This is a genomic window from Anabaena azotica FACHB-119, assembly GCF_014697625.1.
Classification (GTDB): Bacteria; Cyanobacteriota; Cyanobacteriia; order Cyanobacteriales; family Nostocaceae; genus Trichormus; species Trichormus azoticus_A.
The window spans coordinates 26,645-42,520 of the sequence record NZ_JACJSG010000047.1 but is presented as its reverse complement, the minus strand read 5'-3'; the positions used below and the strand labels follow the sequence as shown (position 1 = coordinate 42,520).

Annotated in this window: 10 protein-coding genes; 6 read left to right on the top strand and 4 right to left on the bottom strand. The window is 38.6% G+C overall.

Features of this window, described 5'->3' with window-relative positions; genetic code table 11:
• Nucleotides 1-40: 40 nt before the first annotated feature.
• The 4 genes from H6G83_RS27205 to H6G83_RS27190 form a co-directional block, all read right to left on the bottom strand.
• Entirely contained in the window at nucleotides 41-994 is a 954-nt protein-coding gene (locus tag H6G83_RS27205) for a glycosyltransferase family 2 protein (protein WP_190477858.1), read from the bottom strand.
• A gap of 200 nt (nucleotides 995-1,194) precedes the next feature.
• Entirely contained in the window at nucleotides 1,195-3,399 is a 2,205-nt protein-coding gene (locus H6G83_RS27200) for a GumC family protein (RefSeq protein WP_190477856.1), read from the bottom strand.
• A gap of 803 nt (nucleotides 3,400-4,202) precedes the next feature.
• Entirely contained in the window at nucleotides 4,203-7,292 is a 3,090-nt protein-coding gene (locus H6G83_RS27195) for a beta strand repeat-containing protein (RefSeq protein ID WP_190477854.1), read from the bottom strand.
• Between the two features lie 399 nt (nucleotides 7,293-7,691).
• Nucleotides 7,692-8,480 carry a DUF1868 domain-containing protein gene (locus tag H6G83_RS27190; protein WP_190477853.1) on the bottom strand — a complete coding sequence of 263 codons (789 nt, stop codon included), beginning with the start codon at nucleotides 8,478-8,480 and terminating at the stop codon, nucleotides 7,692-7,694.
• A 460-nt stretch (nucleotides 8,481-8,940) separates the two neighbouring features.
• Here H6G83_RS27190 and H6G83_RS27185 point away from each other — a divergent pair, with 460 nt between their 5' ends.
• From H6G83_RS27185 to H6G83_RS27160, 6 genes are all read left to right on the top strand, one after another.
• Nucleotides 8,941-10,182, top strand: coding sequence for a hypothetical protein (locus tag H6G83_RS27185; RefSeq protein WP_190477851.1), 1,242 nt, complete (start codon nucleotides 8,941-8,943; stop codon nucleotides 10,180-10,182).
• A gap of 291 nt (nucleotides 10,183-10,473) precedes the next feature.
• Nucleotides 10,474-11,430 (top strand): ABC transporter ATP-binding protein, encoded by a 957-nt coding sequence (locus H6G83_RS27180; RefSeq protein ID WP_190477848.1) that lies wholly within the window; start codon nucleotides 10,474-10,476, stop codon nucleotides 11,428-11,430.
• 167 nt (nucleotides 11,431-11,597) lie between these two features.
• The gene (locus H6G83_RS27175) at nucleotides 11,598-12,395 is read left to right on the top strand and encodes an ABC transporter permease (RefSeq protein ID WP_190477846.1); all 798 of its coding nucleotides are present in this window, start codon (nucleotides 11,598-11,600) and stop codon (nucleotides 12,393-12,395) included.
• Nucleotides 12,396-12,443: 48 nt separating this feature from the next.
• Nucleotides 12,444-13,241, top strand: a complete 798-nt coding sequence (locus tag H6G83_RS27170; protein ID WP_190477844.1) for an ABC transporter permease — start codon at nucleotides 12,444-12,446, stop codon at nucleotides 13,239-13,241.
• A gap of 326 nt (nucleotides 13,242-13,567) precedes the next feature.
• Nucleotides 13,568-14,947 carry an AAA family ATPase gene (locus H6G83_RS27165; RefSeq protein WP_190477842.1) on the top strand — a complete coding sequence of 460 codons (1,380 nt, stop codon included), beginning with the start codon at nucleotides 13,568-13,570 and terminating at the stop codon, nucleotides 14,945-14,947.
• On the top strand, nucleotides 14,948-15,850 hold the full coding sequence (locus tag H6G83_RS27160) for a DUF4435 domain-containing protein (protein WP_190477841.1): 903 nt from the start codon (nucleotides 14,948-14,950) through the stop codon (nucleotides 15,848-15,850). It begins immediately after the preceding gene.
• The last annotated feature ends 26 nt before the right edge of the window (nucleotides 15,851-15,876 follow it).

Genomic DNA, 15,876 nt, shown 5'->3' with positions numbered 1-15,876 from the left:
TGTTCTGCATATATAAAGTTCTAGTTTTGGCATGGTCATGTCACCCCTTAACTAATTTTCCTTTCAGTAATGTTTTCACAAAGTAGCTAACTAGTGAAAATATTCCTTTGACTTTCCAATAGAAATTTTTTTCAAATACAAAGATTATTTTTAAATACAAAACAAAATCTTTAGTAGTTGGACGTGGTATCGTCTTGATTTCATTTAAGGATGTAAAAGCTAATAAATACGGTAATCGCAAACTGTTTCTCTGGAGAATGTAATTAAATAAAGCATTCCGTTTCCACCATCTTTTATATTCATAACTTCTGTCCAGCACTAAAGATTGCTGATTATGAAATTTGTTATTTTGGTGTATTCTATATTTCACCAAAGGTTGTGATATATAAAACTTTCTTGCACCCACTAAAGAAGCACCCCAGACTAAACAATCATCAGCCCTGATGCGCCAGTCTTCTGTATAGGGAATAGGTAGAATTTTTTCTAGTATTTCCCTACGCATTGATAATGTGGAAGTCATAGAACCAATCCACTCACCCTTACATAAGGTTTTGATGACTGAATAGCCCAAGTCTAAATCAACTGCGTAATCTTGAAACACCCCCTCGACAGCACCAAATTTCCTATATGCACAAAATACAAAGTCACATTCCCTGCGCCTAGCGTAGAAATTCAGTGCTGTTTCTAAATACTCAGGTTCATAGATGTCATCAGCATCAAGAAAAAATATTATGTCTCCATGAGCCGCTAGAAATCCTTCATTCAAAGATGATAGTTGACCTTGATTTTTCTCTTTTAAAAGATATTTAACGCCTGAAGTTTTGGCAAGATTAGCTATTATTTCAGCCGAGTTATCTGTAGATGCGTCATCAATAATGATAATTTCATCAAATTTGACTGTTTGATTTAAAGCACTATCAACAGCTTTTCCCAGAAATTCTGCGTAGTTGTAATTATTAATCAAACAGGAAGTTTTGATTTTTGTGGTATTCATATGAGAATATCTAGCAAGAAACACAAAGACACACAATAATTTTAACCTAAATAAATGAGTTAGTTGTATTTTTTACAAAATCAATTTTTTGATTTATTTAGGTCAGACGACTATTTCATGTATTCATCTTTGACTATTGTCTAAAAGATGTGATATGGAAATAGTCGCTGTAGGCAATAGTGAAAATTTATTTCCACCAATTACTGTTTTTTGGATAGCTTGATTAAGCTACTCGATGGTAAGCGAGATTCAATTTGTGGTGCTTTATTGCTATAGATGTAACTATTAGGTTCGTTTTTAACGTTCACGCCATTGATGACTATTCCTAATACTTTCTGTCCCGACTGATTTAAGAAATCTTTAGCTGCATTGGCGCTGTTAAGGTCAACTACCCCAGGACGTACAACTAATAAAATACCGTCGGTGAGAGTGCTTAAAACGGCTGCGTCTGCTATTCCGGTCAGGGGTGGCGTATCAAAAATGATAAAGTCGTAGTCTTTGGCAAAGTTACTCATCAACACAGCCATACGTTGGGAATCTAGCATGGCGACAGGATTGGGTGGTAAAATTCCACAAGGAAGCACTTCTAAGTTCGGCATGACTTGTTGCAAGGCTTCATCTAAAGTCACTTGACCAATCAGGACATTACTTAGCCCGATCGCATTGGACAAATCCCAAATATGATGTTGGATGGGGTGGCGCATATCTGCATCAACTAACAGCACCCGACGACCAGATTGAGCCATTGTTACCGCTAAATTTGCGGAGACTTCAGATTTGCCTTCTTTGGGTACGGAACTTGTGACGACAATACTCTTGAGTGGTTTATCAGAACAGAGGAACTTTAAGTTCACTTGTAATATTTGGTATGCGTCCCCAACTGGGAAGTAAGGAATATCTCTACCAATGACTTTGGGAACTGATCTATCAAGTCCGGGGATGGGAGCATCATCTTTAGCCGTTCTGCCAAGTGTAGGAATGATACCTAAAACAGTGTATCTGAGGACTTCTTTAGCTTCTTTAACAGTCTTGACTGAGCGGTCGATCAAATCTATACCGAAGGCGGCTATGAGTCCTAAGAAGATACCTACTGCTCCGCCGCCGACAATAAACAAGATTTTGCGGGGGCCTTCAGGAAATTCTGGGACTAAAGCATAGGATACAACACGTGCGTTGGGAAGCTTTTGGTTTTGGGCGATATCAACTTCTTGGCGCTTCTTGAGCAGTGTTTCGTAAGTTCCTTGAGCGGCTTGTAATTTGCGTTCTAGCTCTCTTTGAGTCTGTTCTAGTTTCGGCAAATAGTTGGCTCGTTGAGCATAAGCTTGACGCTGTTGGGTGAGGGTGGCGATTTGTCTTTCTAAACCTACACGTTGTGCCTCAGCACGGGTAATATCAGCGATGAGGCTTTGCCGTAGTTCTCCTACCTGCAAACTTCCCTGGGTGACTGATGCGTTACCTGCTACTTCTCCTGTCCGTTCTTTCAGTAGCTTCTTCAACACGGCTACTTTGTCTTCTAAAGCTACAATTGCTGGGTGTTCAGGTGCAAACCGAGTACGTTCCACTGCGAGTTTACTTTCTGTTTCTTGGAGTTCAGCCAGCACTTTCTGAACTCCCGGCGCTTGACTCAATTCAGCTTCGATGACACCTTGTTGGGAATTGACTTGAGCTTGAGCGCGTAACTGTTCTAAACGACCTTTGACATCGTTTAGTTGTGCTAGCGCCTGGGAAATTTGATTATCTAGTTTGGAAACAGTATCAACTGCTACGCTTGCCTCTTGGTCTAGGGCAACAATTCTATTATTTTCTTTGAATGTGCGTAGTTCTGATTCGGCTTTTTTGACGGTTTTTTCGGCTTTAGGTATTTCCGTGAGAATGACTTGCTTAGCGGTGATTGCTTCTTCTTGGTTCGCCTGAATATTTAAATTGATGTAACTGTTGATTACTGTGTTGACAACTTTGGCAGCTTGTTGAGGATCATTACTCTTATAGGTAAGCTGTACAACGTCTGTGCCTTTAATTCCTTGGATTGTGAGTTGCCGTGCAAACAGGGGAATTGATAAAGGTTTACCCTTAGCGTCTTTGAGGTTGAGGGTTTTAATGGTTGTCTCCAACACTGGATTTGAACCAATGATTCTCACTTGAGTTTCCAAAGGGTTGTCATTAACATTTAATGATTCAAGTTTGCCTATATCTTGAGGTAGACCTGTTAAAGAGAAGGTGCGATTTGTCTTGATCATTAAGCTACCTTCTGCTTTGTATGAAGGTTTCTGGGAAAAGGCATACAGGCATCCCAAGGTGACAGATAGTATAAAAATGCTCACTACAGCCAACCAACGCCGTTGGAGAACTTCTAGGTACTTGTGAATATCTACTTCTTCAATACTTTTTAAAGATTCTATGGTCATATATACAAATTTTCATCACAAACTGTTGACAGCAGACTATACCAGTGTCTATGCACCTTAAACACTTTATTTGGTTTTTCAGTAGTAGTAGTATTTGCGGGTCATGAGCGGGACAGGAATTGGTTCACTACTAGTTATTTACTGATGAACTTTCTTCCCGCTTACTTTTGACGCTACACCCATGCACAGAACAAATCTAAGCCGCGACTCTAAATCTTTTAACTTGCTGCGATCGCACCTTCAATCCTGTTTAAGCCTGTTCACTTATTTAAAGATTAACTTCGATTAAGTAAAATTGCTAAGATTATCCATTATTCAACTCTATACACTTCCAAGACCTTCAGATGCAAATAATTCCTGCTTGAGTTGGTATTTGGTAACAGGTTTCTCATACATCATCGCTTTGAGAGTGGTCAGTGGGTTGATGAACCAAGCAAGTTTTTTATTTAGCTAATCTTTTCTTCTGGTATATATAGGCTAAATCAGTAGTATCATATCATATTTTATGTAAATCCACTTAATGCCTTAAGTTTATAAAAAATTTATATAGTCTCTGTTGGCAAACTGTCTGAAAAGCCCGTTTTGCAAGGTTTTCTCCCAGATAGCGGCGGACTAATTAATAATTCTTTTTACTAAAAATTCATATATAGGAGAATATAAAATTCTACATCGGAAGAAAATTTTTGACTTATGAATTAAGTATAGTAAAAATCTTTGATACTTTGCTGTCGATATTCTGCCTCTGTGAAAAGTTTGGGGGCTAGCAAATAAGGGATTTCCAGAAAATAGAATATCTGGAAGTCCTAGCTTCTACTTTGACAAAAATCAGTTGTCAATCCTGAATTATGGGCTGTGATTTGGGGCGCTTGGGCTGTGAGAACTACATTTCCTTTGGCATCAATCACCCAACCTTGGGCTTCAACAATAGTATTGGTAGAACTATCTTCCAACTTTGTCAGATTAGTTGCCCTATTGGTGGTGTTATTGGCATCATCAACTATGACCCAATTTGTGATTACAGCAGGATTTTCTAAAGTTTCGTAAGGATTTTCCGGTATGCCACCCCGTCCGGTAATGATAAATTGATTTTGTGTTTGTGCGATCGCTTCACCACTATGGCATTTTTGACTAATTTGCTTTGATATATCAATGGCATTTGTTGGGAGTGGAATTAAACTTTGACTAGGGTCAACATCAGGGCTAGTGATTTCCACAGTACCGCTTAACTCTGGGCTAGCTCCAGTGGCAGTAATATCACTGTCTGCGGTAGGCGCATTACGGAATTCGATGCCAAAAATACTTTGAGATTTAATTTTGATGCGACCGCCCCGAAAATCAGCAGAATTGGCACTAATATCGCTATTTTCGCTAGCAATGAGAAGGTTAGTATCAATATCAATATTGCCACCGATGACATTATTACCTGTGGCGTTGGTAGAGATTTTACTGCCACGAGAGAGGAGCAGATTTTGCGATCGCAAGTTAATATTAGCTTGTGATTGGTGAGGATTGCCCCTATGATCACGAGTATCAGCGTTGATAAAAGCCTGACCATCCAAACCTATAGAACGAGCATCAATACTTAAACTACCCGCGCTTCCCCTACCGCTACTCCGTACCGCTACTCCCGCCCCATACCTAATTTGCAATACATCAGCATTAATCATCAGGTTTCCAGCGCTACCCGTGGAGTCTGGCGTTGCTACCGCAAACAAACCACTAGAAAATAAATCATGAGGAGCAGTACCAATTAGTTGTATTTGCGAAGCTTCGACAGATAAATTACCCCCATTACCCACACCGAAAGTACTAACACTAACTTGTGCGCCATCCTTTACTAATAAGCTAGTCGTATCAATTGTTAAACTACCGGCATCTCCTATAGCGCCCCTATTAGCTTGAGCAAACAAGCCACTGGGAGAATTTCTGTGAGAAACACCAATTAGCTTGACGCTATTAGTAGCTCGTACAGACAAATTACCACCCTTACCCTCACCAAAAGTACTCGCACTCACCTGCGCCCCATCTTGCACCAACAAATCATCAGTAAAAATTGCCAGAGAACCTGCATTCTCTGTTGCCGAAGAACCAGACCTAGTAAACAAACCACTAATAATACCATTAGCAGCAGTACCAATCAGTTGCACTTTTTCCGCGTCAATAGTTAAATCTCCACCCAAACCTGCTGAAAAAGTGTCCGCACTAATTAACCCCCCATATTGGGCTGTTAATTCACGGGTATGAATCCTGATACTGCCAGCTTCCCCAGAAGAGGTTGCATCAGTAAATATACCGCTAGGTAGACTACCTCTGCCTAGCACTCCTGTGATTACCAAATCTTGTAACGGGGCAATCTTATTAGGTACTGGTTCATCTGTATTTGCATCATTCGACCAGTCCCCAGGAATTTTACCACTGCTAGAAGTACCAATTACTCGTACCGTATCAGTAGCATTTACAGTCAAGCTACCGCTTTTACTATCCCCTGAATTTCTCACAATTACCTGCGCCCCATCTTCAATTCGCAAAACACGAGTATTAATCGTTAAGTTTCCCGCTTCTGCACTACCATTAGTTTGAGTAAATATACCACTAGGGTATCTTTCATCTAATGAGCTACCTTGCAATGTCACCGAATCTGAAGCGTTGATAGTTAAACTAGCCTTAGTTGGTAGATTAAAAGGAATCCTGTCCAGAAATCTCGCCGAATAATCAGTAATAATTTGTGAATTATTCTCAACTTTTAAATTACGAGTATTAATTATCAAATTTCCGTCGTCTGTGTAATTATCTGAAGCTGTGGCATATATCCGGATGGGAATACTATTAACATCACCTGTCAGTTTCACTGTTTCTAAAGCATTTATCGTTAAATTGCCACCATTCACACCGATAAACGAGTCATCCTCCACAAATAAATTACGAGTATTAATAGTATGGTTTCCCGGTATTCTATCAGAGTTACTAGTAGATATAGAACTTCTATTTTGCAGTTGAATATTTTCTTTTGTATTTATTGTTAAATTATTCTCTACATTTAAGTTAGCATCTTGTAGGACTAGATTATTACTTGTAATGTTGAGATCACCTAAGCTATTAATATTAGTTCCTGAAAGTATCTGAATATCACCAAACTCAGGCACTACATCAAAATTAAATAATAAGCCTGAGCTTGTTGGATTAATGCCAACTAAACTAGCTGATGCTACGCTGCCTAATTCTATTCTGCCTTCAGGCTTTAAAGTAATAAGATTAGCATTTTCTAAAATAATCTTGCCACCCAAAAAAGCTAAAGTTTGACTCCCTTCTACTTGCAGTGTAGTCGGCTGAAATATTGATTCTCCCTGTAACCGAATGCTGCCAGAATTAGTTCCATATTGCAAACCAAGAGGTGTGGTGACATTGAGTAAGGCGGTATTGTTTACTGGATTAGCATTAAACTCGCCACCCTCGGCAAACCTAATACTATTAGCAGTACTAGCAACAAAAGAACCCTGAATATTCAAGCTAGCATTAGGCCCAAAAATAATGCCGTTGGGATTGATTAAAAATAGATTGAATCTGTTGTCAGATTTGATCATACCATCAATATTCGATACTTCTCCACCAGTAACCCGACCAAAGATATTTTGAATATTACCCGCACTATTGAAGTAGGCAGTTTGACCTTTAAATAATGAAAACTTGGTAAAACTGTGGAATAAATTGTTACCAACTGATGTTCCACCATCTATAATAAATTGACTTTCATCCGACTTACTCGTAGTGATAATAGTATTTTTAGGCAATGTATTGTCTTGAACAATTTCCGCATTGCTCACATTAGCAAAGCCAATTACTGCACCTATGCCCAAAATAATAGAAATACCTACTGTAATACAATGGTGGTTCATTTTTGCTTGTTTTAGAGAATGGTAGACCACAACCTAGTGTACTCTGATAACTGTATGTATCTTGTTTTTTGTACCTTATTTACTTGTAAACTGCTGTATCTTTGAAGATGAGCTACTCTTGGGTTATGATATTAAACTTTGAGCAAAAATAATTGACCAATCACAACTGACAACTGACACAGTGCAAATAAAAATCCCCATCTATAAAGATGAGGATATTATCAATTTAATAACTGACATCAAGTTTGGCTAATTTCTCACGATGCGTTATAGCTTATAGGCAACAGCTTTTACCGTTACCAACCAAGGTAGATAATAAAAGCGTTGTAACGGAAATAATTACATACAACTACGTTAGCGCAGGATAGATTTTGCCAAATCCTCATGCCTAAAGTTTAATTAAAAATCTAAACTCGGCCAGTCTGGCTGACGATAATATTGCGTCATATCGTCAAATTTCCGCAACTCTACTCGACTGATCACAAATTCTGGCGCATTTAACAGCCAATTTTGATTCAACTGGGATAGTGTATCACTAAGTTCTGTCCGGTCTAAATCTGCTGATACCTCCCCGAAATAACCTAATGTTACATGAGCCGTCAAATGATAATGTTGTTCAATCCCCAAAGCTATCAATTTAGGATTTTGATAAACTGTGCGGCGGAATTTCACTATCTGTTCGTAGCAACGTTCATTTTTGGGTACTAAACAAACAGCAACAGCCCTGGGCATGATGATCAATCCTAACATTTGCCAAGAAATCGGCTCAGTTTCTGGTGTCAGGGATTCTTGATATTGCTGTAATATATCAGCTATGCAGGAACGTAGATGTTGGTCAAAATCAGGATTTTGTTCGCCAGCATCCCGATAAGCACTGTCCCAAATCAAGTCTGCCAAAGTTACATGAAAGCTAGCAGGAGGTACAGGAACTATCAAATCCTGATTGATAGGTAACTGTAATAATTCCTGCTGATAAGCTTCTAATTGGCTATAAAAACCAGAATTTTTCGAGTCCTCCGCCGCCGATGGGGTAATTAGCGTATACCCTGGAAAAGGTGCTGCTTGTCTAGATCCCCCAACAAGCTGAAATTTATAAGATTCATGAATATGCTGGACTTGGGATCTATAAGCTTCTGGTAGCGTCAGTCTTGCTACCCGATTTAAGTAGGTTTGATAGTTATCGTCCAATCTACATTGCCTCGCGCTCTCACTTGATAGATTTTAGAAAAAATTACACGACTTAACTGAGGGTTTGCAAAAGTATTTAGCCTGTTCTTAAAGAAATGTTATCAGTAGAGGTGATTTATTCGCTGCTTTTTATATTTTGATAACAATTTTGGCTCGCTAAATCACAAAACTGCTCTACGCTCTCTCTGACGAGTATAATTAAAAACATAATTTTTTAAATTTATGGGTCTTACGCAAATGTCATAATCAAACTAACTTTAGGGTGCGTCAGCCCCAATAATTTCGTACAGATTCAAGGATTTTCCACATCTGACGCACCCTACCCCAAGTGCCAGTTGCGTAAGTATTGGTTTATTGAGATGAATTATATTCTACCCTCTAGCCTCCACAAAATTTACTTTGTTGAAACAAGAAACACTTTATAACAGTCTGTTTATTTTAATAAAAGTTCGAGCGTAGTATGTTTGCCAGAATCCGCCGTCTATTTAATCTATTTTTTAACAGGTCAAGAAAAATCAACAATGAACCTCTAAATAGAGTAAGTTTGATTGTGATTATTTTGATTGATATTTTTATATTAGTCAACGTTTTTACGGGTTTAGATGATATTAGTAGGTGGCATCTTAGCCCTGGGGAAGCTTATCCATGTTATGCACAATGGCAGAGTTACCGCACAGAAAATGATAAAGATAAAGATTATGGAATTATTAGGCAGTCTTTACGCTATGACAATAGTAATCAACCCAGTCAAAAACAAATCTACCAACAAACTGAAACAGACCGTTTAGGTAAAGTTTCACCAATTTGCTTACAATATGCTGAATATCAGGATAAGATTAATATTCCCCAAAATCAGCAAGATATTAAAACAATTGACAACAAACAAGCGCAAATCACTAATCTGACACAAGCTAATAACAGGATTCGCGCTCAGTATGACTCTACACTATTGGAAAAAATTGCCGGACAATCTCGTGAGCAGTCAATTAATCAAGTCGGGGCAGAAAAAGCTAAACAAGAGTTAGATAAAAATAATCTTAATATTGCTCAGTTAAGAAAGGAAATATCTAATCTAAAAAATGCTCTAATTCTGAAACCAGAAAGTAGTAGTTTTATTGCTTTTCTTCAGAATAGTGAACAATTCGGTAAGCTGGAACAAGGCTATAAACAAGCATCTTTTTGGTATCCCAGTATTCAACTGGCTTTTCAGTCTCTGTTTTTGTTGCCACTAATATTTGCAGCATTATTCGTTCATCAATTTTCTTTGCGTCGGAATTATGGACTTATCGCTCTGATTAGTTGGCATTTATTAGTAATATTTTTCATCCCCTTAATATTAAAGATATTTGAATTTCTGCAAGTCGGGGCAATATTCCAATTTGTTTTTAATATTATTCGTGCTATTTTCGGTAGCTTACTTTTCCTTGTCAGCTATGTTTATATATTACTGATTCCCTTAATTGGTTTTGGCGTTATCAAGTTTTTCCAAAAAATTGTTCTTAACCCTAAACTTCAAGCAGTTAACAGGATTCAAAAATCACGTTGTGTTAAGTGTGCAAAGAGAATTCGACAAAATGATGCCTATTGTCCACATTGTGGTTATTATCAGTACGTTGAATGTCACAACTGCCATGAGCTTACTTACAAACACTTACCACATTGTAAGAGTTGCGGTAGTTTGCAGGATGCTGGTGAATTGTAGTTCAGGACTTACGCATAAAAACGAAAAATCAAGCGTTTGGGTAGGGGTATAGGGGTGTAGGGGTATAGGGGTATAGGGGTATAGGGGTATGGGGGTATGGGGATATAGGGGTGTAAATCTTTAAAACCCTTACACCCTTACACCCTGCCTCAACAGAAAACTTCGATGCGTAAGTCCTGTAGTTAAGGGAAGATGACGGGGAAAGGGGAAGAATTTGTTGTTTTTCTCTGGACTTTTGACTATGAACTAATGTAGTATACTTGTAATACATACTTTGGGAGTTCATCGGTAATGACAGCCGTAGAACTGGAAAATTTACGTAAGACGTTTACGCTGACTCAAGGTTGGGGGAGAGGGCGCAAGCAAACTGAGGTTGTGGCGGTAGATGATATTACGCTGACTGTTCCCGATGGGCAGGCGATCGCATTCATTGGGCCAAACGGTGCGGGTAAATCTACTACAATCAAAATGCTGACGGGTATTTTGTATCCCACCTCTGGTTATGCGTCTGTGTTGGGGTTGAACCCGTGGAAAAATCGGCGGGAATTAGCTTATCAGATTGGGGTAGTATTTGGACAGCGATCGCAATTATGGTATCACCTACCCCCCCGCGACACATTAGAATTATTGGCACGTATCTACAACCTAGACCGCCAAGAATATATCAAACGCCGTGATATCCTAGTTGAGCGTTTTGACCTCAGACCCTTCTGGCATACCCCAGTGCGTAAGCTATCCTTGGGGCAAAGGATGCGGGCAGAAGTCGCAGCCAGTTTACTCCACGCACCAAGATTATTATTCCTTGATGAGCCTACCATTGGTCTAGATGTGATTGCTCGTCAAGAATTACGCGACCTCATTCGGGAGTGGAACCGCAATGAAAATATTACCGTATTTCTCACCAGCCATGATGCAGGCGACATCGAACGGGTAGCCCAACGAGTAGTGGTAATTAACCACGGTCGAGTCGTACTTGATGACAAAATTTCCGCCATGCGCCGCGACTACTTAGGGGCAAAAATCCTCAGTGTGAGATTTCATGACACAGCCCCGCAAATTACCCTCCCTGGCGTGACCGAACTTAAGAAAACTGAATACGCCCTCAAGTTGGAAGTAAATACTCGCATCACTCCCATTGAAGCGGTGATGAGTCACATTCTGCAAGCAGGTTCTGTGGCTGATATTGCCATTGAAGACCCACCATTAGAAGAAGTCATCGCTCACATCTACTCCCAAGCCGCCCCCTGACTTTTCACGTCATGTGGAAAAGTTAACGCTCCTACCTAACCCCCCAGCCCCCTTCCCTACAAGGGAAGGGGGAGCAATTAAAGCCTCTCTGCTTTTAGGGGTTTGGAGAGGGGTTTTCCAGATCCCGTTAAAAGTCAGACCGCCCCTAGTCAAGCAGTACAAACAAGATGAACAATATCACCAAATATATCTGGATTGGCTGGACTTCCGCACGCTCTAACCTAGCTTATTTAGCAGAAGTAGCTTCACGGGGTGTTTTTTTATTTGTAATTCTTTACATCTTTCTCCAATTGTGGCGTGTTACTTATACAGAGACAAACGCCCAACAGTTAGGGAACTTCAGTTTAGCGCAAATGCTTTGGTATTTAGGCATAACCGAGTCAATTGTGCTGTCTGCTCCCACAATAGCCCAAGAGGTAGACGAGGATGTACGCACAGGGGCGTTAGCTGTGCAATTAATTCGTCCCTTATCCTATCCGTTGTATCGCCTGTGGACTACGTTAGGAGAACGTGCAGTCCGCTTTGGACTAAATGTCACAGTATCTATAGTCATAGCACTACTATTCGTGGGTTTAATTCCCTTAAGTTTGCCAGGCATTTTCTTATTTCTCCTGTCCCTACCATTAGCCTTTGTCCTTGATTTTTTAGCAACATTTTTGGTAGGGTTGGGGGCTTTTTGGTTGGAGAATACCACAGGTTTGATGTTGATATATTCGCGTATCACGATGATTTTAGGAGGAATGCTGATACCGTTGGATCTTTTTCCCGAACAATGGCAACCTCTATTAAAAAATCTCCCCTTTGCCAGCATCGTCTATGGCCCGGCGCGTCTGTTCGTCCAACCCGACTTAGCATTTGCTGGGGAATTACTGCTGCGTCAAGCAATAGCTATAGGTGTACTCAGCTTATTGGTAGCTTGGGTTTATAGCACAGCAGTTAAACGCATCCATGCAAACGGAGGATGAAGGGAAATTCAAAATTCAAAATTCAAAATTCAAAATATATTTAAAGCAATGTTACAGCCTTTAGTTTCCTACCTGAATTTAGCTGCGGCTTATGTCCGCCTCAATTTGAAGGCGCATTTAGAATATCGTGGCGCATTTATCACGCAAGTAGTAGCAATGGTGCTGAATAACGTTGTTTGGGTAACGTTTTGGGCGTTATTCTTCCAACGCTTTCCTGTACTGCGTGGTTGGACTGTGCAGGATGTAATTACTTTGTGGGCATTAGCAGCCGCAGGTTTTGGTTTAGCTCATGCTGTCTGTGGTAATGCTTTACGCCTGAGTAGTTTAATAGTCCGGGGACAGTTGGATGTGTGGATGCTGTACCCGCGTACTCTTTTATCCCACTTATTGCTGGGACAAATGAGTGCGACAGCTTGGGGTGACTTGTTATTTGGTTATGGGGTATATTTATTTTTCGTCAAGCCTGATTTAATACATTTGTTGATGTTCATAGCATTGACAATTTCCTCTGCTGGGGCGTATGTCGGCTTTAATGTGTTGGCTGGGAGTCTGAGTTTTTACCTTGGTAATTCTGAAGGACTGGCGCAGCAATGGCGAAACGCTATGCTTACCTTCAGCACCTATCCAGCAACTTTATTTGAAGGTTGGGTGAAATTGCTGTTGTACACTTTAATTCCGGCTGGGTTCGTTGCTTATTTACCCATTGAAGCATTAAGAGAGTTATCCATAGTACATACTTTACTGGCTGTAGCTGGTGCGATCGCCGTCTTGTTAGTAGGTACAGTTGTGTTTTATCACGGACTACGGCGCTATGCTTCAGGTAACTTGATGGATATGCGCGGGTGAGTTGAGAGTAAAAATCCGGGGTATACTTGGTGTTAATTATTACTATTTAAGTTGGATTGAATACATAAGCCAACCGCTTGGTGTTCTTGGGGTTGAGCCATGTCAGTAACCTCACGCTTATTTATATATCTCTAGCGTGGGCGAATTTTCTTATGGGGGAATGCTTAGTTTTGTGTTCAGTGATTGATTCACTCATAAATCTATTACAAAATATCAGTCTATAGTTGGTTATGATAAGGGAACAATCTACCGAGTAAAACAGGGTCATTAATATATTTGAGATAATTTTTGTATATCTTCATCGCTAGTTCTGGGAAAATTTAACTATGTTGCTAAGTGAACGCCCCAACTCAAGCCAGTTAAAATCTTTTACAATTAACGGTCTATTTGGTTATAAGGATGTCGAAATCTGTTTCGATAAAGAAGCAATGATTCTGATTGCAGAAAATGGTTCGGGAAAGACTACCATATTGAACACTTTATATTATTCAATTTCTTGCAATTTCAATAAACTGAGGACTGTAGATTTTGAATCAGTAGTGATTGAATTTGAATCAGGAGTTAGTGTAGAAATTAAAAAGAGTGACTTAAATTCTTTTTACAAACGTGATGCTTTTGAATTTATTAGTCTCCTTAGACCTTACTTACCTAGCAGAGAGATAGAATTATTGCAAAGGGACATAAAAAGAGGTTTAACACCTGAAGGATTGCGTAGGCGCTTGTTTGAAGCCAGAAAAAGATATAGTTCGTTAAGATTACCTGATTACTTTGATAATATTATAGAGGAAATTTATTCAACATTTAAAGACGATACGTTAATAGAAAATATAAGTAGAATTGATAAAATCAAAGCTACTATTCAAGAAAATCTTAATGAATTTATACTTTATTTTCCTACTTATCGAAGAATTGAAGAGGATTTAAAAAATTTAGGATATGAAGATAGATTAGAGCGATTAAGTCTAAGCGATGGAGAAGGTAAGCTTATTCAGTTTGGGATGAACGATGTAAATAATAAATTTGAAGATATTAAAACAAATATTAAAAATTTAGCATTAAATCTATTTTCAAAAGTTACAGGTGAAATTTTAACTCAGTTTGTGGAAGGTATCGAAATAACTCAAGAGATGAGAGATAGTATTAAGCCTGAAACTCTGAATATAGTATTGAGTCGTGTTGGTGAAAAAAATATATCTAAATCAGATAGGCAGAAGATAGAAAAACTAGTCAATTCAGGCGAAATAAATGCCTCTGACAGTCATGATCAATTAGTTTATTTCTTATCAAAACTAGTTGGATTATATGAACAGCAGAAAGAGAAAGATGAATCACTCAACAACTTGGCAACTATTTGTAATAGATATTTAAATAAAAAACGTATTATTTACGATGAAGTAAATGTAGATATATCTATCATTCAAACCAGAAATAATACTCCTATTCTCCTTCAGAATCTTTCATCTGGAGAAAAACAAATTATATCTCTTTTCTCAAAAATTTATTTAGAATCTTCCGAAGACTTCATTTTATTGTTTGATGAACCAGAATTGTCTCTTTCTATTGAATGGCAAAGGCTTCTATTACCTGATATTTTAAGATCAGGTAAATGTAGATTACTTTTAGCTGCTACCCACTCGCCGTTCATTTTTGATAATGAATTGGATTCAAATGCTAATGACCTAGATACTTTTGTGCGAGAAAGATAAATGTCTGTAGATAATTTGAGGGCATCACGCGAAAAGGCAGTAGTAGTATTCACTGAGTTTACTAGATTATATAAGCAATATCCATCTGCCTTATATTGCTTTTTTGAGGAAGAAGATTCAAAATATTATGGTATTAGGATAAAAAATATTACAAGACCAGAAAAGGATATTTATCTTCCTTGCCGTGGCAAAGAAGCAGTTCTAGGTATTTATCAGATGTTATTATTTCGTAAGTATTATGCAAATGTTAGAGCAGCTTACTTTATAGATCGAGATTTTGACAAACCAATTGATAGAGCTAGTTTAAGTGTAATATATGAAACTCCATGCTACTCAATAGAAAATTTTTATACATCTGTTCAATGCGTATCGGAGATTTTGAAAGTAGAATTTAAACTATTAGAATCAGATGAAAACTTTCATAGATGTGTTGGTCTCTACACTAAATTACAAGAAGAATTTCACAATGCAGTTGAATTACTCAATGCTTGGATTGCTTGCCAAATAGATAAGAGCAGTCAAATCACTATCTGTGACCTTAGTGTAACTCGCTTTGTCACTATTGATCTAGATAAAATTACAACAATGTACACGATTGATGATTTATATACTCTGTTCCCGCAAGCACCTTTGCTCTCTCAAGAGGAACTAGATACAAAGCGAAGCGAGTTACAGGCTATGAATCGACAGCAGAGTTTTAGAGGAAAATTTGAAATAGAGTTTTTGCGAACTTTCCTTCAGAAGCTTATCAATGAAGCTAATGAGGGTAATTATCCATATTTTACTAGAAAGGTAAAAGTTCCGTTGACTTTATCAATAAGAACGATTATTTCTGATTTGTCTCAGTACGCTGATACTCCAAACTGCCTTTACAATTATCTTGAATCTTTACGCAAGCCATGAGTAAATCTTAAGTAGTAGCGTGGCAA